Below are 17,604 nucleotides of genomic sequence, written 5' to 3' on the forward strand. Positions count from 1 at the left end.
AGAATTATTACCGGGCTTGTTTCGTGCGACTTTTCTCATGCGTCTTTTCTGGTGCGCAGAGAATGGTGCGATAAACCGAGTGCTATTTTTGGTGTCGTAAGTACGTGTACAGGTCCGATCATTACGCATACAGGATGTCGTCATGCAGTTATTGAATTTAAAACAGGCCAGATGGCTGAGCCTGGGTTTTATGTTTGGGGGATTGCTGCTGCTGCTGTCGCTACGGCTGTTAACGTGTTTCGTTGCCGGATTTTTGGTGTATGAAATCGTCAATCTGCTGACGCCCCATTTCCAAAAAATTATCAGTGGCAAACGCGCGCGTTGGGTGGTGGTGGCGATCATCAGTACGCTGGTGGTGAGTCTGCTTAGCCTGCTGTTTGGTAGCCTGACCGGGATTGTGATGCAGGAAATGCGTGACACCTCGGCCTTCAATGCGCGTATCGGCTTGATTCTCAATGACGTACAACGGCACATCATGGTCTATTTGCCGGGTTACTTGCCGGTGAGTGTCGAAGAACTACAGCACGAATTTATGCGCTGGGTGCAGGAACATATCGTGATGCTGCAATCCATGGGCAAAGATTTTCTGCACGGTTTTGTCACCATGTTGATTGGTATGGTGTTGGGGGCGATCGTCTCACTGTACAACGTGCAAGAGGACACGGAAAAACCGATGCTGAAATCAGAACTGATGCGGCGCGTTTCGCTGCTGTCGATGTCATTTCGCAATATCGTGTTCGCCCAGGTAAAAATCTCTTCGGTTAACACCATTCTCTCAGCGGTGTTTATTCTCGGTGTTTTGCCCTGTTTTGGTGTGCATCTGCCGTTTGCCAAAACGCTGGTGGTGCTGACCTTCATCTTTGGGTTGATACCGGTGATTGGTAACCTGATATCCAACTCCATCGTGTTTATTTCTGGTTTGTCGATTTCCCTGCCGGTGGCATTGGCGGCGCTGGTTTATCTGATGCTGATTCACAAACTGGAATACTTCCTCAATGCACAGATTGTGGGCACCCGAATCAAGGCGCACGCGTGGGAAATCTTGCTGGCAATGCTGGTGTTTGAAGCGGCGTTTGGCATTCCGGGCGTGATTGCTGCACCGATTTACTATGCCTACCTGAAAAGTGAATTGAAGGAAGCGGCGCTGATTTAAGGTGGGAAAATAAGTCAGCCCGCGAGCGCGGGCTGACTGAAGGTATTAGCGTTCAGAAGTGGCAACTTGCGGTGCAGCGGCCTGCGGTTGTACGCCCAGCGGGTTATTCCCCCAGCACTGTTCGTATTTCCAACCGGTCAACTCTTCCGCGACGGCTCTGGCGTGTACCGGCACATCGGCGATAGCGCCACCGGCCTTGATACGCTCAATCTCTTCCAGCAGGATGGCGTGATTTTCACGATCAAGTTTCATTTGCGTGGTGTAGTAGATGGCTACCAGCGCCAGCCCGATAACCCCCAGCGAGAACACGCCGACAATCGCCAGCACGGCGCTTTCAGGCTGTGCGGCATGACCAGAAACAAAACCGAACTGCGTCAACGTCCATCCCATGGCAAACACGATTACTGAACGCACCATTTTGCCTGCGAAAGTCATGGCACCCGCATAGATCCCTTCACGACGGCGACCCGTCAACACTTCATCCACATCGGCCAGGAAGGTGTAGACCGTCCACGGAATGTAGTAGATACCGCCGGTACTCAGACCAAAAATAGCGGTAATACCAAACAGCACGGCGATCGTGGCGCCGTCTGACCAGTTGGCAAAGTACAGCGCGGCGTAAGCGATAACGCTCACGATCACCACCATCAGTGCCAAACGGAACGGACGCGCAAAGCCCATTTTCACGCAGATGCCGATGAACGCGGCGGTAGAGATAAGCTGCATGATGGAGCTAAAGCTGTTCAACTGCGAGACCAGCGCGGTGTTTTGCTTTAACCCAAAGACGATGAAATAGGTAAAAGCAGAAGCGAACAGCCATTCAGCGCCAAAACCGAACAGGTACATTCCCAGGTGCTTGCGGAAAATACGCAAACGGAAGGTGGAAAGCATGTCCGCGCTCAGTTTTTTCAGCGTTTGCCACAGGTTGGCGGTTTTTTCATGCACCAGTTCATTCAACGGGCGCTCCCAGGAGGTGGTGTACAGGGCAATCATTGCCGCGCACATGATGAACCCGTAGGTCAGGCCGGTGTAAAAGAATGGCGTGGCGGAGTCTTTACCATAGATGGCGATAAACTGGCCGGGGATAAAGGCTGCCAGGAAGTTAGCCAGCTTGCCGAAAATGGCTTTAGAACCGGTCAACTTGGAGCGGATCTTGAAGTCGTGCGTCATTTCGGTCGCCAACGTTTCGTATGGCACCATAATGGAGGTGTAAATCAGCTCAAACAGCACGTACGTCGCCATGTAGTACCAGAAGCCAAAGCCACTGACCCACAGCAACGGATAGACCAGCACCAGCGGCACACCCAGCAGAATAAAGAAACGGCGACGCCCAAACAGGCGGCCCAGCCGAGTATTATGAAAGTTATCACTGACATACCCCATCACCGGATTACTGATGGCATCAATGATACTGGCAACGGAGAAAATGGACGCGGCTTCAACCAGCGTAAGTCCACAGAAGGTGGTATAGAAATACATCAGCCATGCGCCGCTGATCGCCAGCGCACCGCTGCCAAGCAGGTTTGCGCTGCCGTAGCAGAACGTGTGCTTAAAGGAGATAGATTTACTCATGATCAATTTGCCTACATTTTTAAAACAATATTTCATTTGGTATGAACCGATATTCCTATCATTTGCTCTATTCCTATGAAAGTAAACTGACGATCACGCTTTTCGGGTGATTTAATGGCAATTTGTCAACTTGATCATGAAATTACATTTTCTAATTTGACCGTAGTTATTTGATATAAACTCTTATTTATAATCACGCAATGCGATAATTAATTATCGCAACGCAATAAAATTTGGTTTTATCTCATTCTGAATGAAGAACGTCTGGCGCTATTAACTGCTAAAAAAGGGTGATCTTCATCATAAAAACAGATGAATACGGGAAAGTGACATTTCATTGGCCTCCATGGCCTTCAGCCTGAGTGGTAAGTGGTGTCCGGCATACCGGGAACAGTGAGAGGGGGAGACGGGGCAAATACATCTGTCGCAAATGCTACCGGTGTCGCAGTTGCTACCACGATCGCAATCGTTTTTACTTACAAACTGATACCATCAGACAGTAGAATTCGTTGCTATCTCGGAGCAGCGGAAATAACACAGCCAATTAATTTAATTAAAAAACCCTATGCCAATAATAATAAATCTGGATGTGGTGCTGGCACAAAAGAAGATGCGATCGCGTGAGCTGGCCCAACGTATCGGCATTACCGAACAAAATTTGTCGTTATTAAAATCAGGTAAGGTGAAAAGCATTCGCTTTGCAACGCTGGAAAAAATCTGTGAGGTACTGGAATGCCAACCCGGCGACATCCTTGCCTGCCGCCGGGAAGCGTAGCGATGCGGTGTGGCGATTGCGTGTGGTGATTGAGTGGGGTGCTAGTCGCAAAGGCTTTGTGCCAGTTTAGTGACCGTCGCCAATGCGCCTTGGTCGCGTAGACGCAAGTAGGCGTCGGTCAGTGCCTGTACCAACGACGGGTCGGTGCGCAGGTCATCACCAAATACCGCCGTCAGCGTCAACAAGCCCTGCACGCGTCTTTCGTCGTCCGGGGTGGATGCCACTATGCTCTGTAAGGTGGTCTTTAGCGGATCGCGAATATCAATCGCCTCGCCGCGATCGTCGTGCCCGCCAATGTAGCGCATCCATCCGGCCACACCGAGGATCAGCGCTTCGCAACGGCTGCCATTGCGCCGATGCCAGCGCAATCCATCGAGCAGGCGCTGCGGTAACTTTTGCGATCCGTCCATCGCTATCTGCCAGGTGCGGTGGTGCAGGGCAGGGTTGGCAAAGCGCGTGAGCAGGCGTTCGGCATAGCCTGTCAGGTCAACGCCGCTGATGGTTAACGTCGGGGCTTGCTCTGCCAGCATCAGGTGGCGCACCGCACGGCGGAAGTGCGCATCGGCCATGCAGTCGCTGATATGGGCATAGCCCGCCAGGTAGCCGAGATAGGCCAGAAACGAGTGACTGCCGTTCAGCATTCTGAGCTTCATGGTTTCATAAGGTGCAACATCCGCCACCAGTTGTACCCCTGCCGCCTCCCAATGCGGTCGACCCAGCGTAAAACGATCCTCCACAACCCACTGAATATAGGGCTCGCAGGCGATAGCGCAGGGATCGTCAACGCCGACAGCTTCTGCCACGTCATGCAACGTTTGGGCGGTGGCGGCAGGCACGATGCGATCCACCATGGTGGAGGGGAAAGCCACTTCACGCTCAATCCACGCTGCCAGCGCGGGCGCAATCAGGCGTGCGAAATCAAGAATCGCGCGTTGGGCGGCCTTACCGTTTTCTGGCATGTTATCGCAGGAGAGCACGCTAAAAGGAGGGATGCCTAGAGCATGGCGTCTACGCAACGCTTCGGTAATGATGCCCGGCACCGACAGCGGCTCGCGTGGATAGCGCAAATCATGCTGGATGTGGGCATTGTCGGTGTCCAGATTGCCGTGCGCACCCGCCAGACAATAGCCTTTTTCCGTAATGGTCAGGGAGACAATCTCCGTTTGAGCATCGGCCAGCTGTGCCAAAATGGCCTCTTTGCCCTCAACGGCGGCGTGCAGCGAGGCGCACACCGCGCCCACTACGATAGCCTGATTGCCGCTTTCTCCCTTTTCCAGCACGGTAAACAGGTGCTGCTGCTCGCGCAGCGCTGAAATCAGGCTGTCATCGCTGAACAGCACCACTTCGCACAGCCCCCAATCGCCACCTTCCTGATTGAGGACGCGGTGCGTCAGCAGCGCCTGATGGGCACGGTGAAATGCCCCAAACCCGATATGCACAATACGCGGGCGTAGGGCCGTGCGATCGTAGAGAGGTACATCGACGTTATCCGGTAGGGTTACAGTGGCGATATTTTGCTTTTTATCAGTCATTTATTTGTTTTTTTAGCAGGTGATCATCAGCTAAAGGTAGCTGTGATTTTGCACCGGCGCAACTGGTGGACTCGAGAGGGGAAAACTTATGCTCGTTTCTCCTAACTTATCGCGTTTTCTTCTAGCTGTGGCTCAGTCGCTGTGATTTTTGTCTGCTATTTTAGGAAGATACCCACCATCCACACGCATAGAAAGGTCTGCGCGATGAAACTGGAATCCCTCGTGTTACACCATGGCTATACCTCGGAAGCAACCACCAAGGCTGCTGCCGTACCGATTTACCAGACAACCTCTTACACGTTTGATGATACGCAGCATGGCGCTGACCTGTTCGATCTCAAAGTGGCGGGTAATATCTATAGCCGCATCATGAACCCCACCAATGCGGTGCTGGAAGAACGTTTGGCGGCGATAGAAGGCGGGATCGGTGCGTTGGCGCTTGCCTCGGGCATGGCGGCTATCACCTATGCGCTGCAAGCGCTGACGCAGGTGGGAGACAATATTGTCAGCACCAGCCAACTGTACGGTGGCACCTATAACCTGTTTGCGCATACGTTGCCGCGTCAGGGGATTGAAGTGCGTATGTTTTCTGCCGAGGATTTTGCTGCGCTTGATGCGTTGATTGACGATCGTACCAAGGCGGTATTCTGTGAATCCATCGGTAATCCGGCGGGCAACGTGGTGGATATCGCACAGATTGCCGCCATCGCCCACCGCCACGGCGTGCCGGTGATTGTCGATAACACGGTGGCAACGCCAGTGTTGTGTCGCCCGTTTGAGCACGGGGCGGATATCGTGGTGCATTCCCTGACCAAATATATCGGTGGGCACGGCACCACGATTGGTGGCGCTATTATCGATAGCGGCAAATTTGACTGGGCTGCCAACAAGGCGCGCTTCCCGCTGCTGAGCGAGCCGGATCCCTCTTACCACGGCGTGGTTTATACCGAGGCATTCGGCCCGGCGGCGTTTATTGGCCGCTGCCGCGTCGTTCCCCTGCGCAATACCGGCGCGGCGCTGTCGCCGCACAGCGCCTTTTTGTTATTACAGGGGTTGGAAACGCTCAGCCTGCGCGTTGAACGCCATTGCAGCAATGCCGAAGCGCTGGCGGGCTACCTGTCGTCGCATCCGCTGGTCACCTGGGTCAACTATGCCGCCTTACCGAACAGTCCGTACAAACCGACCTGTGATAAAATTTCTGGTGGCAAGGCGTCCGGGATTATCAGCTTTGGCATCAAGGGTGGCAAAGCGGCGGGCGGCCATTTTATCGATGCGTTGCAGATGATCCTGCGACTGGTGAACATTGGCGATGCCAAATCTCTGGCGTGCCATCCGGCCACGACCACGCACCGTCAGTTGAATGCGCAAGAGTTGGCTCGCGCGGGCGTGAGTGAAGATCTGGTGCGTATCTCCGTCGGGATTGAGCACATTGACGATATTATTGCGGATGTGTCACAGGCGTTGGATGCTTCACAGCGCGGGGAGTAACAGGGCTTAGCCGAAGGGATGTGCGAAAAGGGATGTTCGATAAATTCCCCGGCTGATGCCGGGGATAGCAGGTAGATTACTGCGCTAATCAGGAATGATTGGCATCTGTCTGCGGTGCGGCAGCGTCAACCGGTTGCTGAACGTCATCCGGTACTGCAACCGGCGCGTCTTGCGGTGCCAGCGTTTCCAACGGCTGTGCAGGTTCCAGCGCACCGTTTATCTTGGTCGGCATACCGGAACGCGTTCTGATGGCGTTATCCACATCGCTGGTGTTCACGCTCGCGTCAGCAACCACTTTGCTGACTTTTGCAGTGATGCTGATCGGGGCCGGAGAGTCGGAGTGAAACTCTTCTACGGTACGAGACAGCGGATCGTGTACTTCAACGTAGCGGGAGCCGTCTGGCTCAACGGTGGCTTTTACCGGCTCATTGATAAACTGAACGCGAGTGCCAACCGGCACGTTGTTGAACAGGAATTTGATGTCGTCAGCGCGCAGACGCACGCAACCGTGACTCACGCGCAGGCCGATACCAAAGTTGGCATTGGTGCCGTGAATCGCATACAGGTTGCCGATGTAAAGCGCATACAGCCCCATCGGGTTATCCGGGCCTGCCGGATAGACTTTGGGCAGGTACTCGCCGCGTGCTGCGTATTCAGCGTGCATTTTGGCGGTTGGTGTCCAAGTTGGACCTGCTTTTTTACGCTGTACGCTGGTGGTCCAGTTGACCGGCGTATCTTTACCCAATTCACCGATGCCGATAGGCAGTACGATGACGGTTTTGCTGCCTTTCGGGTAGTAGTACAGACGCATTTCGGCGCTGTTGATAACGATGCCTTCGCGCGGCGCATCTGGCAGGATCAACTGCTGTGGAATAATCATCTTGCTGCCCGGCTGCGGCAGGTAGACATCCGCATTGGGGTTAGCTTCCATCAGGTTGCTCAGGCCCATTTGGTATTGGGCAGCAAAGGCTTCCAACGGCAGCGTGCTGTCGGTTGGAACGGTAATTTCCAGGTTTTCCCCGATCAGACGGCTGTTGGCCGGCGGCAGCGGATAAACAACGGCAAATGCTGATTGACTGAAAGCAGCAGCGGCCAGAAGGGTGGTTAAGATCGCGCGAATACTCATCTTCATATCTTTATTGAGTGTGTGATGCCCGAAGGGCTGTGGTGTCGGTTTTTGTTAGCGGCTGAACCGCCTGGATGCGCATTATATGGTCAGAACGGCCTCGGAGGGAAATGGCATGTGCAATGAATCACATTTTTTGCCTCCGGGATGCAAAAAAGGGGAGTAATGACCGTCATTCCCGCCTACATTCCCTCATTCCCGCGCAAGCGGGAATCTTCTGCAGGCTAAACGCGTTCCTTTTGCCAGAGGTCCCCGGCCTACGCCGAGGACGGCGGGGGTTAAATAAAACGGCTCAGGAAGGCTTGAGTACGCGGATGTTGTGGTGTTACCAGTACATCGTCCGGACGACCTTGCTCCACCACTACGCCCTGATCCATAAAGATCACCCGATCGGCCGCTTCACGTGCAAAACCGATCTCATGGGTGACGACAATCATGGTCAAACCTTGCTCAGCCAAGGAGCGCATGGTGGCCAGCACTTCACCCACCAACTCGGGATCGAGTGCCGAGGTGGGTTCGTCAAACAACATCACTTTCGGGCGAATAGCCAGCGCACGCGCAATGGCGACGCGCTGCTGCTGCCCGCCAGAGAGGTGGCGCGGATAGGCATCCGCTTTGTGCTCCAGCCCAACGCGTTTTAACAATTCTATGGCATACGCCTGCGCTTCATGGCGGTCCTGCTTATGTACACCGACCGGTGCTTCAATGATATTTTGCAACACGGTCATGTGGGGATAGAGGTTGAATTGCTGGAACACCATGCCGATATGGCTACGCTGGCGCGCAATGTCGCGTGCCGACAGGGCATAGAGTTTCTCGCCGCGCAATTGATAGCCGATCTGCTCATCGCCCATCATGATATAGCCTTCATCCATCTCCTCCAGATGGTTGATGCAGCGTAGGAAGGTCGATTTTCCCGAACCCGATGGCCCCAAAATCACCACGGTTTCACCGCTGTTCACTTCCAGATCGATGCCGCGCAGCACATGGTTGTCGCCAAAATATTTATGAACGTTTCGCGCGCGCACCAATGGCGTTTTTTCCGGATTTTCCGTCGCGGTCGAATGCAGTTTGCTCATTAAGACGCCTCCTTGCTGGACGCACTGGCTTTAGCGGGGGGCGTGCGGCGCGTTTCCGATGCCGGGCGACGCTCTCCGCGGGAGTAATAGCGTTCGATGGCAGATTGCCCAACGTTAAGTAGCGAGGTAATAAACAGATACCAAATCACTGCCACCATCAGCATCGGAATCACTTCAAACGTGCGGTTATAGATGGCTTGCACCGAGTAGAGCAGATCGCCCATGGCGATGACGCTGACCAGCGAAGTGGCTTTGATCATGCTGATCAACTGGTTACCGGTAGGCGGAACAATGGCGCGCATCGCTTGAGGAATGATGATGCGGCGCAGCGCACGGCTGCGGCTCATACCGAAGGCCTGTGAGGTTTCCACCTGACCGTTATCGACAGAGAGCAGGCCGCCGCGAATGATCTCCGCCATATAGGCAGCTTCATTCAATGCCAGACCGGCAATAGCGGCAGTGAGCGGTGTAATCAGATCGTTGGTGTTCCAGCTTATCCACTCCGGGCCAAAAGGAATGCCCAGTGAGACGCGTGGAAAGAGCGTGGAAAGGTTGTACCAGAAAATCAATTGCACCAGCAGCGGCGTGCCGCGAAAGAACCAGATGTAAAGGCTGGAAAGCCCGCTCAGCAACCGATTGCTGGACATGCGGCCAACCGCCAACAGCAGCCCCAATATAACGCCGATGATCATGGCCACAACGGTCAGGCCCAGGGTCACCGCCAATCCTTCGAGAACGGTTTTCTCGTTGAACCACTGATAAACCACATGCCATTCAAAGTTTTTATTGGTGCTGATGGACCAAAGGACATAAAAAGCGATAACCAGCGTTAAGCCCCAGGAAAGCCGCTGGCTAAAGCGGCTCGGTGGCAGGGCTCTGGCAACATTTCTCAGTGTATCCACGACGAAAGAATACCTCTCAACGTTGTTGGCGGTGTAATAAACGGTTTCTACCAAGAAACGTTAATTACTTGGCTAAATTGACGCCCGGCGCAGGCAGCATGTTGTCCGACAAGTGCCATTTTTTCATGACGGCGGCATAGGTGCCGTTATCAAACAGTTGTTGATAGGCTGCTTGAATCACTGGCGTCAGCGGTGAACCTTTGGAAAACACCGATCCTTGGTAGAGATCGTTAAAACCGTTGTGTTGTCCGGTACCTGCCAGTTCGAGCTGTCCGTTGGTCTGCTCAACGAAATAGGTCAGCGGTGCCTGAGAGGAGAAGAAGGCATCTGCACGGCCAGAGCGAACGGAAAGAATTGAGGTGGGCTGGTCAGTGTAAGACTGCACCGTAATCGCAGGTTTTCCGGCGGCAGTACAGGCTTCTGATTGCTTGACGATCACTTGTTCAGCGGAACCGCCGGACATCACGGCAATACGTTTACCGCAGGTATCGTCCAGCGTATTGATTTTTTCCGGGTTACCGCTTTTCACTGCGAACACTACAAATTCACGCACAAAATCGACGAAATCATTTTTCTCCTGACGCGCAGGGAAATCACCGATTGGCCCCAGCGCAAACTGGTAACGGCCAGACTGGATGCCGCTCAACAGGCCAGATAGCCCACTGACGGAAGCATGCTCGATTTTAACGCCCAGCAGTTCGCCCAACGCTTTAGCGAGATCGGCGCTGGCTCCATCGAGAGAGTGTGTGCCGTTAACAATCTGGTAAGGAGGGAATGAGCCATTATTGACGGCATTCAGCACGCCGGTTTTTTTCACATCATCCGGCAAGCGATCGTGCAAACTTTTGTTCAGGGTTTGGGTCGGTATGTCAGCAGCCAGCGTGCTTGCAGAAAACAGTGAACCCATGAGTAGCGCGGTATATCCCAGTCTTTTCAGTGTCATGCTGTGTTCTCCTCTGCCTTTGTTGGAATGCAGATGTCAGTGATGGTAGTGAAAATCAGTGATGGTGATGAAAACTATCCTTGTATTTCATGTGGCAAACGCGGTGCTACAAAACGGCGGTTAGCCAGTGCCGGTAAAATATCACGGGCATAGGCAGTACGTTCAGGATCGATATCAGCATAGACCAGCGCGGGCGTTTCGGGTGCCTGAACAACCACGACGCCGAGGGGATCGACGACCATGCTGTTGCCAATGTTGCGCACACCGCACTCACCCACCGCTACCACATAGGTGGTGTTTTCCAGAGCGCGTGCGCGTACCAGCAGTTCCCAGTGTGTCTCTTTCAGCGGCCCTTTCACCCAGGCAGCGGGCAGCACCAGCAGATCGGCACCGTCCAGTACCAGACGACGAGCGAGTTCGGGGAAGCGGACGTCGTAGCAGGTCATCAGTCCAACGTTCAATCCGGCAACGTTGACCAACGGTGGAACCTCTTCGCCGGGCACCACGTTTTCCGATTCCTTCATGGCGAACGCATCGTACAGATGTAATTTGCGGTACTGCGCGACGATGTCGCCGTTGCGAACGGCAACCAGCGTGTTCCACACTTTTTCTGTACCGTTAGGAACATGGATGCTCATCATGGTGGTCATGTTGTTGCCCTGACTGGCTGCCAGCACCTGCGTCATAAACGGGCCATCAAGGGGTTGCGCGGCGGTTAGCACCAGCTTGGGATTGGTGATATCACGGGCCAGAATACCTTCAGGTAACACCAGAAGATCGGCCCCGGCCCGTTCGGCCTGTTCCATCAGCGAGAGCGTGGTGGTGACATTGTTTTGCCACTCTTTATCTACCGCAAATTGTCCCAACGCAACTTTCATAGCAACCCCTGTTATCCATCACTTAGTTAAGGTTCACATCACTACCGGCACGACCACGGGAACAGCGCTTCAGGGGTTAAACATTCCTCTGTGAGCTTCTGCGCATGCAGTTCTCGGGCGAAATCAGCGATCATCACTTTATTCACCTCAAAGCCGTTATCATTCCAGTTGGCGGGCAAATCCTGCGCAGTTCTACGCAAATCGTCCAGCAGCCACGGCGTGGTGTCGGCGTACTTGATGCGTTTGTTCATCCACATGGCGTAGGATTGATCAATGACCTCGCTCAACGCTTCCGGCAACCAGGGGTGCTCTTGGGCTATCTCTGGTTTGATGCCAAGCACGTGCATTCCCGGGTTGTAACCCACCGCATGGAAGTAATCCAATTCAGCCTGACGGAAATCCCGTTGCAATTGGCGTAACCCGGAATGCCCGCTAAAATACCCGTCTGGCATAAAGGGGGTGAAGATGGCATCCAGTCCGCCATTTTTCAGCAGCGTGATCAGCGGTTGTTCGCCGGGCGCGGCTTCAATTCTTCCCGGTTGACCAAACTTGCCGAGTCGGTCAACGATCGGATGTGCGTCAGTCAAACGGCCGGCATACCAGTACGCATCTTCCGTTTCCACCCCTTCGCGACGCAGCAACGCGCGCGTCCAGGTATTGCCAGAGTCCTGCCAGCCAGTAACGCCAATACGTTTTCCTGCCAACTGCGATAACTCGGTCAACGGGCTCTCTTCCGTTGTCAAAATGCAGCGCTGGCGGAACCCCCGCATCAAGAAATGCGGGAGTGCCAGCAAACTTTCATCGCCACGCGCACGACTTTGCGCGTAGCGGCTGAAAGAGACTTCGCCTGCATCGTAATGCGGGCTGTGGGCTAAATCGTCGGGCAGTGTGCCTACCCTGTCGATCGCCAACGTAAAGCCTTTTGGTTTGATGTCGCCTAAAGCGAGTGGGGTAAAATAGTCCCAATCGCGTACAGCCAATCTAATTGTTATTGTCACGTTGTTTTCCCCGGTGAAGGCTAACAAATCCGCACATCTCTTATTATTCGCTTGCTTACATTTGCGCACTTTTTATACGTAATGCGACTTTTTTTGATACTAGATCGTCATTTGTATGTGTACAATAAGATTTTTGTTATTGAACAAATTATTTTTTTATGACCACAAAAATCGATCCTAACTGGCTGGCAGGAATGCTTACCAACCCCACGATTCGGGGGATTGCGATGGATATCGCTGCATTGATCCGTGAAGAGCGCATCGCCATTGGTAGCCAGTTGCCGTCAGTTCGGGAACTGGCTGAAGTGCTGGGCGTGAGCCCGGCAACCATCTCGGCTGCCTGGTCTCAACTGCGGCGGCAGAAGGTGATTGCCGGACGCGGCAGAACCGGGATGTGGGTGTGTGGTCAACATGTTTCACCTCGGCCCGAGCGTTTCGAGAAGATCGGCAATTTTGGCAACACGATATTGGCCGATATGACACTTTCAGCGCCAGACCCGGCATTGCTGCCTGATCTGTCGGCCGCGCTATGCCATGGTCTGTTAGCCCCAAATTTGAACAGCTACCAGCGCACTGCCATCATTCCGGAATTGGAACAGACGGTGCGCCGCCATTGGCCTTATCCGGCGGAGGCGTTTATCACCTCGGATGGTGGGTTTGATGGTATGTATCTGGCATTGCAGGCACTGCTGTTTCCGGGCTCGTCGGTGGCCGTCGAAAGCCCTACCGCGGCGCGCGTGCTGGATATGCTCGATCATCTGGGCATGAATGCCATTATGGTGGAGTGCGATGAGCACGGCCCTGAACCGGAAGCGCTAAAACAAGCGTTGCTGCAAAAACCGACGGCGTTTATTTTCCAGCCCAGAACGCATTCGCACACGGGTAATGCCATGAGCCAGGAACGGCTGGCCGAGTTGGCCGCGCTGCTTGCTGTCCACGACAATGTGTTGATTCTGGAAGATGATGGCGTTGGCGAATTATCGACACACGCGGCGATCAGTCTGGGGCGCTACTATCCCGATCGCACGGTGCACATTCGATCCTACTCGAAAGCTTATGGACCGGATTTACGTTTGGCAGTGATATCGGGCAGCAAAACCTGTATGGGGCAGATTCAATCCTTCCGACATTTTGGCGCGGGATGGAGCAGCAGAATACTGCAAGGGGCGCTGGCCTATTTATTGACGGATGCACAAACTCAGCAGAGCATCGCGCATGCGCAAGAGGTTTATCACCAGCGGCGACAGGCGTTAGCCGATGCACTAGCACGGCGCGGTATTTATGTGCCTGAAAACGACGGGCTCTGTATCTGGTTACCGGTGCCTTCGGAGCGTTATGCGTTGGTGACATTGGCCGCACGCGGTATTGCCGTGCAACCGGGGGAGCGGGCTGGAGTAAAAAGCGGGCAGTTTATTCGGCTCAGCATCTGCCAACTGCCCGATCATCTGGTAGAACCCGTGGCCGAAGCCGTCAGCCAGATCTTTCGCTAACGCCCATTTTCCCGACGAGATCCTCGGCTTGCACTGAGGATCTCGTCGGGCAGCACGGCCTTATTCTTGCGAGTTCTTCTCTGCTTTGCCTGCCATCATCGTCAGGAAATCAAAGCGACGCCGCAGATCCAGTTCCGCTTCTTCATACAACCGCGCGGTCTCTTCCGGCATTTGCGTATTCAGCCGACGGAAGCGTTGCTCTTTCAGCAGCGTCTCGCTCAGGCTGCTGGAGGGCGGACGGGAATCCGTGACCAACGCCGGTTTGCCTTCTTCCACACGACGCGGATCGAAGCGATAGAGCGGCCAGAATCCGGTAGCCGTCAGCTGACGCATCTGATCGTGACTGAACGCCAGATCGTAGCCGTGCTCTTCACAGGGGCTGTAGGCAATAATCAGTGACGGGCCAGGCCAGGCTTCTGCTTCCTGAATCGCTTTCACCGTTTGGTTAAGCTGTGCTCCCAGTGAAATCTGCGCAACATAAACGTGGCCATACATCATCACGTTGATACCCAGATCTTTACGCGCCTTACGCTTGCCTTTTTCACCAAATTTGGTGACCGCACCCAACGGCGTTGCCTTGGATTGTTGGCCGCCGGTATTGGAATAGCACTGGGTATCCAGCACCAGCACGTTGACGTTTTCTGTCAGGCTCATCACATGATCCAGACCACCGTAGCCAATATCATAGGCCCAACCGTCACCGCCAATCAGCCAAACGGATTTGTCCACCAGGTGGTCGGCATCGTGGCTGAGTTCCCGCGCTGCCGGTTCATTGAGGCTGGCAAGCTGTTCACGCAGCTGTGCAATTTGCTGGCGGCGCAGATCCGGCGCAATGTTCTCTTCCTGCAAGGCGCTTACCAGATCGGCGGGGAGTTGCGGTGCCAACTGCAAGAGCTGACGCAAGGCGCGCTGGCGATGTTGATCCACGCTGAGACGGAAACCTAAACCAAATTCGGCGTTATCCTCAAACAGCGAGTTGGCCCAGGCGGGTCCGCGTCCATTGGCATCGGTGGTCCACGGCGTGGTAGGCAGGTTGCCACCGTAAATAGACGAACACCCGGTGGCGTTGGCTACCAGTAAACGATCGCCATAGAGCTGCGTTAACAGTTTGATATATGGCGTTTCGCCACAACCGGAACAGGCACCCGAGTACTCGAACAGCGGCGTAATCAACTGTGACGTGCGGATATCGATACGTTCCAGCTTGTTCTTGTCGATTTCCGGCAATTGCAGGAAGAAATCAAAGTGGGTTTTTTCCACGCTCAGGTTATCCAGGCGGGACTCCATATTGATGGCTTTGATCTCAGGGTTTTGACGGTCTTTCGCCGGGCACACCTCGACGCACAGGTTACATCCCGTGCAATCTTCCGGGGCAACTTGCAGTACGTACTTCTGACCACGCATATCACGTGCTTTCACATCCAGCGATTGCAGTGAATCGGGCGCGTTGCTCATCGCCTCGGCAGGCACCACTTTGGCACGGATAGCCGAGTGCGGACAGGCGGCGACACAGTGGTTACACTGCGTGCACAGCTCTGGTTTCCAAAGCGGAATGGCTTCCGCGATGTTGCGTTTTTCCCACTGAGTGGTGCCGGTGGGCCAGGTGCCATCGGGCGGCAGGGCGGAAACGGGTAAGGTGTCGCCCAGTCCGGCCAGCATGGTTGCCGTCACTGTTTTAACGAAGTCCGGCGCAGCATCGGACACCACGGGCGGGCGCTGCGGGCTGTCTGGATTAACCGCTTCCAGCGCAACGGATTCCAGCGCTGCCAGCGTGGCTTCCAGCGCCTTCCAGTTGCGCGCGACCAGCTCTTCACCTTTGCTACCGTAGCTCTTTTCGATGGCGTTACGCAGTTTCTCTACCGCCACGTCACCAGGCAAAATCTGCGAGAGATGGAAGAACGCCATCTGCATCACGGTGTTGATACGTGCACCCAACTGACATTCACGGGCAATTTTTGCCGCATTGATGCAATAGACCTTTGCCTGATGTTGATTCAGCCCGGCTTGCACCTCTTGTGGCAGGCGGTGCCACAGATCGTCGGCGCTGTAAGGGGTGTTAATCAGGAAGATACCGCCGGGTTTCAAGCGTTCGACCATGGCGTACTTATCGATAAACTGCCACTGGTGGCACGCCACAAAATCAGCCTGATCGATCAGATAGGCCGAATTGATCGGGTGCGGGCCCACGCGCATGTGCGATACCGTCAGACTGCCCGCTTTTTTGGAGTCGTAGACGAAATAGCCCTGCACAAACATCGGTGTGCTGGAACCCACAATTTTGATGGCATTTTTGGTGGCGGAAACGGTGCCATCGCTGCCGAGTCCGTAGAACAGCGCTTCCAATCCGGCACTGGAGGGGAAGTGTTGCTCCGGCAACGGCAGTGAAAGGTGGGTCACATCATCATAAATACCCACGGTGAAACGTGGCCTTGGGTTAGCAAGTGCTAACTCATTAAAAATAGCCTGCACACACTGCGGTGTGAACTCTTTGGATGACAAGCCGTAGCGGCCACCAATGGTGCGCGGCAGCGTGGCACGTTCGCCACGGGAAAAGGCTTCCGCCAGTGCGGTCATCACATCCAGATAAAGCGGTTCTGCCAGGGCTCCGGGCTCTTTGGTGCGATCGAGCACGGCGATGCTCTGCGCGGTGTGCGGAATGGCGGCGAGCAGGTGCTGTGCCGAGAACGGGCGATACAGACGCACTTTAAGCACGCCTACTTTTTCACCGCGGGTCAGCAGGGAGTCCACCACCTCTTCGCACGTGCCTACGCCCGATCCCATCAGCACAATCACGCGCGTTGCTTCCGGGTGTCCGTAATATTCAAACGGTTGATAGCGACGCCCGGTGGCTTCAGCAAAGGCATCCATCGCCTGCTCAACGTGAGAGTAGGTGTTGTTGTACCACGGGTTGGTGGCTTCGCGCGCCTGGAAGAAGGTGTCTGGGTTGGAGGCGGTGCCACGGATCACCGGACGTTCTGGTGTAAGCGCTCGCTCACGGTGCGCGGCAATCGCATCTTGAGGCAGCAGTTTTAGCAAGACTTCATCACTAAGCGGTTCCACTTTATTAATTTCATGTGAAGTGCGGAAACCGTCGAAGAAATGGATAAAGGGCACGCGGCTGTTGAGCGTGGCGATGTGTGCAATCAAGGCGAAATCTTGCGCTTCTTGCACGGTGTTGGCACAAAGCAGGGCGCAGCCCGTCTGGCGCACCGCCATCACGTCAGAGTGATCGCAGAAAATGGAGAGCGCATGGGTGGCAACGGTACGGGCGGCAACGTGCAGCACGAAAGGGGTTAACTGTCCGGCCAGCTTGTAGAGCGTCGGGATCATCAGCAGCAATCCCTGCGATGAGGTAAACGATGTCGCCAGCGCACCCGTCTGCAACGCCCCGTGCACGGTGGCAATCGCACCGCCTTCCGACTGCATTTCGATCACCCGGGGGGGATCTCCCCACAAGTTCTTACGTTCATCGCTCGACCACGCGGCAGCTTGTTCAGCCATGGAAGAACTTGGGGTTATCGGGTAGATGGCGATGACGTCGTTTGCTCGCCAGGCTACAGAAACGACTGCGCTGTTACCGTCAGTGGTGATCATGATTTAACCTTAACTTGCTTGCTCACAAAATGAAATACGATTGCTTTTTTGCATTATCGCATCAGAGAAAAGGG

At 54.5% G+C, this 17,604-nt stretch carries 13 protein-coding genes; 4 read left to right on the forward strand and 9 right to left on the reverse strand.

Annotated features, from left to right (window positions below):
* Window positions 1–142 precede the first annotated feature (142 nt).
* Complete coding sequence (locus J5069_RS12280) at window positions 143–1,153, forward strand: AI-2E family transporter (protein WP_264644147.1); 1,011 nt, start codon at window positions 143–145, stop codon at window positions 1,151–1,153.
* Window positions 1,154–1,198: 45 nt separating this feature from the next.
* Here J5069_RS12280 and J5069_RS12285 read toward each other — a convergent pair whose 3' ends face one another.
* Window positions 1,199–2,725, reverse strand: a complete 1,527-nt coding sequence (locus tag J5069_RS12285; RefSeq protein WP_264644148.1) for an MFS transporter — start codon at window positions 2,723–2,725, stop codon at window positions 1,199–1,201.
* A 565-nt stretch (window positions 2,726–3,290) separates the two neighbouring features.
* Here J5069_RS12285 and J5069_RS12290 point away from each other — a divergent pair.
* Window positions 3,291–3,500 (forward strand): helix-turn-helix domain-containing protein, encoded by a 210-nt coding sequence (locus J5069_RS12290; protein WP_264644149.1) that lies wholly within the window; start codon window positions 3,291–3,293, stop codon window positions 3,498–3,500.
* Between the two features lie 41 nt (window positions 3,501–3,541).
* Here the strand turns inward: J5069_RS12290 and J5069_RS12295 are convergent, their stop codons facing one another.
* The gene (locus J5069_RS12295) at window positions 3,542–5,032 is read right to left on the reverse strand and encodes a mannitol dehydrogenase family protein (protein WP_264644150.1); all 1,491 of its coding nucleotides are present in this window, start codon (window positions 5,030–5,032) and stop codon (window positions 3,542–3,544) included.
* A gap of 204 nt (window positions 5,033–5,236) precedes the next feature.
* On the opposite strand from J5069_RS12295, the gene J5069_RS12300 reads away from it, so the two are divergent.
* On the forward strand, window positions 5,237–6,520 hold the full coding sequence (locus tag J5069_RS12300; protein WP_264644151.1) for an O-acetylhomoserine aminocarboxypropyltransferase/cysteine synthase family protein: 1,284 nt from the start codon (window positions 5,237–5,239) through the stop codon (window positions 6,518–6,520).
* 88 nt (window positions 6,521–6,608) lie between these two features.
* Here J5069_RS12300 and J5069_RS12305 read toward each other — a convergent pair whose 3' ends face one another.
* From J5069_RS12305 to J5069_RS12330, 6 genes are all read right to left on the reverse strand, one after another.
* Window positions 6,609–7,646, reverse strand: coding sequence for a L,D-transpeptidase family protein (locus tag J5069_RS12305; protein ID WP_264644152.1), 1,038 nt, complete (start codon window positions 7,644–7,646; stop codon window positions 6,609–6,611).
* A 278-nt stretch (window positions 7,647–7,924) separates the two neighbouring features.
* Window positions 7,925–8,725, reverse strand: a complete 801-nt coding sequence (locus J5069_RS12310) for an amino acid ABC transporter ATP-binding protein (RefSeq protein WP_264628165.1) — start codon at window positions 8,723–8,725, stop codon at window positions 7,925–7,927.
* The gene (locus tag J5069_RS12315) at window positions 8,725–9,627 is read right to left on the reverse strand and encodes an amino acid ABC transporter permease (RefSeq protein ID WP_264644153.1); all 903 of its coding nucleotides are present in this window, start codon (window positions 9,625–9,627) and stop codon (window positions 8,725–8,727) included. Before J5069_RS12315 ends, J5069_RS12310 begins: the two co-directional genes overlap by 1 nt.
* A gap of 64 nt (window positions 9,628–9,691) precedes the next feature.
* Entirely contained in the window at window positions 9,692–10,570 is an 879-nt protein-coding gene (locus tag J5069_RS12320) for an ABC transporter substrate-binding protein (protein ID WP_264644154.1), read from the reverse strand.
* 74 nt (window positions 10,571–10,644) lie between these two features.
* Complete coding sequence (locus J5069_RS12325) at window positions 10,645–11,448, reverse strand: deaminated glutathione amidase (RefSeq protein ID WP_264644155.1); 804 nt, start codon at window positions 11,446–11,448, stop codon at window positions 10,645–10,647.
* Between the two features lie 41 nt (window positions 11,449–11,489).
* Window positions 11,490–12,473 (reverse strand): nitrate ABC transporter substrate-binding protein, encoded by a 984-nt coding sequence (locus J5069_RS12330; RefSeq protein WP_264644156.1) that lies wholly within the window; start codon window positions 12,471–12,473, stop codon window positions 11,490–11,492.
* Between the two features lie 131 nt (window positions 12,474–12,604).
* Between J5069_RS12330 and J5069_RS12335 the strand changes: the two genes are divergently transcribed.
* A complete protein-coding gene (locus J5069_RS12335) occupies window positions 12,605–13,936 on the forward strand; it encodes an aminotransferase class I/II-fold pyridoxal phosphate-dependent enzyme (protein ID WP_264644157.1) in 1,332 nt (443 codons plus the stop codon).
* Between the two features lie 60 nt (window positions 13,937–13,996).
* Here J5069_RS12335 and nifJ read toward each other — a convergent pair whose 3' ends face one another.
* Complete coding sequence (gene nifJ / locus J5069_RS12340; RefSeq protein ID WP_264644158.1) at window positions 13,997–17,530, reverse strand: pyruvate:ferredoxin (flavodoxin) oxidoreductase; 3,534 nt, start codon at window positions 17,528–17,530, stop codon at window positions 13,997–13,999.
* Window positions 17,531–17,604 lie beyond the last annotated feature (74 nt).

Source organism: Candidatus Symbiopectobacterium sp. NZEC127, from assembly GCF_025962675.1.
In the GTDB taxonomy this organism is placed as follows: Bacteria; Pseudomonadota; Gammaproteobacteria; order Enterobacterales; family Enterobacteriaceae; genus Symbiopectobacterium.

Bases quoted from the DNA above. Each gene is read 5' to 3' on its own strand.
- J5069_RS12280 (WP_264644147.1), top strand. From the start codon at position 143: ATGCAGTTATTGAATTTAAAACAGGCCAGATGGCTGAGCCTGGGTTTT.
- J5069_RS12285 (WP_264644148.1), bottom strand. From the start codon at position 2,725: ATGAGTAAATCTATCTCCTTTAAGCACACGTTCTGCTACGGCAGCGCA.
- J5069_RS12290 (WP_264644149.1), top strand. From the start codon at position 3,291: ATGCCAATAATAATAAATCTGGATGTGGTGCTGGCACAAAAGAAGATG.
- J5069_RS12295 (WP_264644150.1), bottom strand. From the start codon at position 5,032: ATGACTGATAAAAAGCAAAATATCGCCACTGTAACCCTACCGGATAAC.
- J5069_RS12300 (WP_264644151.1), top strand. From the start codon at position 5,237: ATGAAACTGGAATCCCTCGTGTTACACCATGGCTATACCTCGGAAGCA.
- J5069_RS12305 (WP_264644152.1), bottom strand. From the start codon at position 7,646: ATGAGTATTCGCGCGATCTTAACCACCCTTCTGGCCGCTGCTGCTTTC.
- J5069_RS12310 (WP_264628165.1), bottom strand. From the start codon at position 8,725: ATGAGCAAACTGCATTCGACCGCGACGGAAAATCCGGAAAAAACGCCA.
- J5069_RS12320 (WP_264644154.1), bottom strand. From the start codon at position 10,570: ATGACACTGAAAAGACTGGGATATACCGCGCTACTCATGGGTTCACTG.
- J5069_RS12325 (WP_264644155.1), bottom strand. From the start codon at position 11,448: ATGAAAGTTGCGTTGGGACAATTTGCGGTAGATAAAGAGTGGCAAAAC.
- J5069_RS12335 (WP_264644157.1), top strand. From the start codon at position 12,605: ATGACCACAAAAATCGATCCTAACTGGCTGGCAGGAATGCTTACCAAC.
- nifJ (WP_264644158.1), bottom strand. From the start codon at position 17,530: ATGATCACCACTGACGGTAACAGCGCAGTCGTTTCTGTAGCCTGGCGA.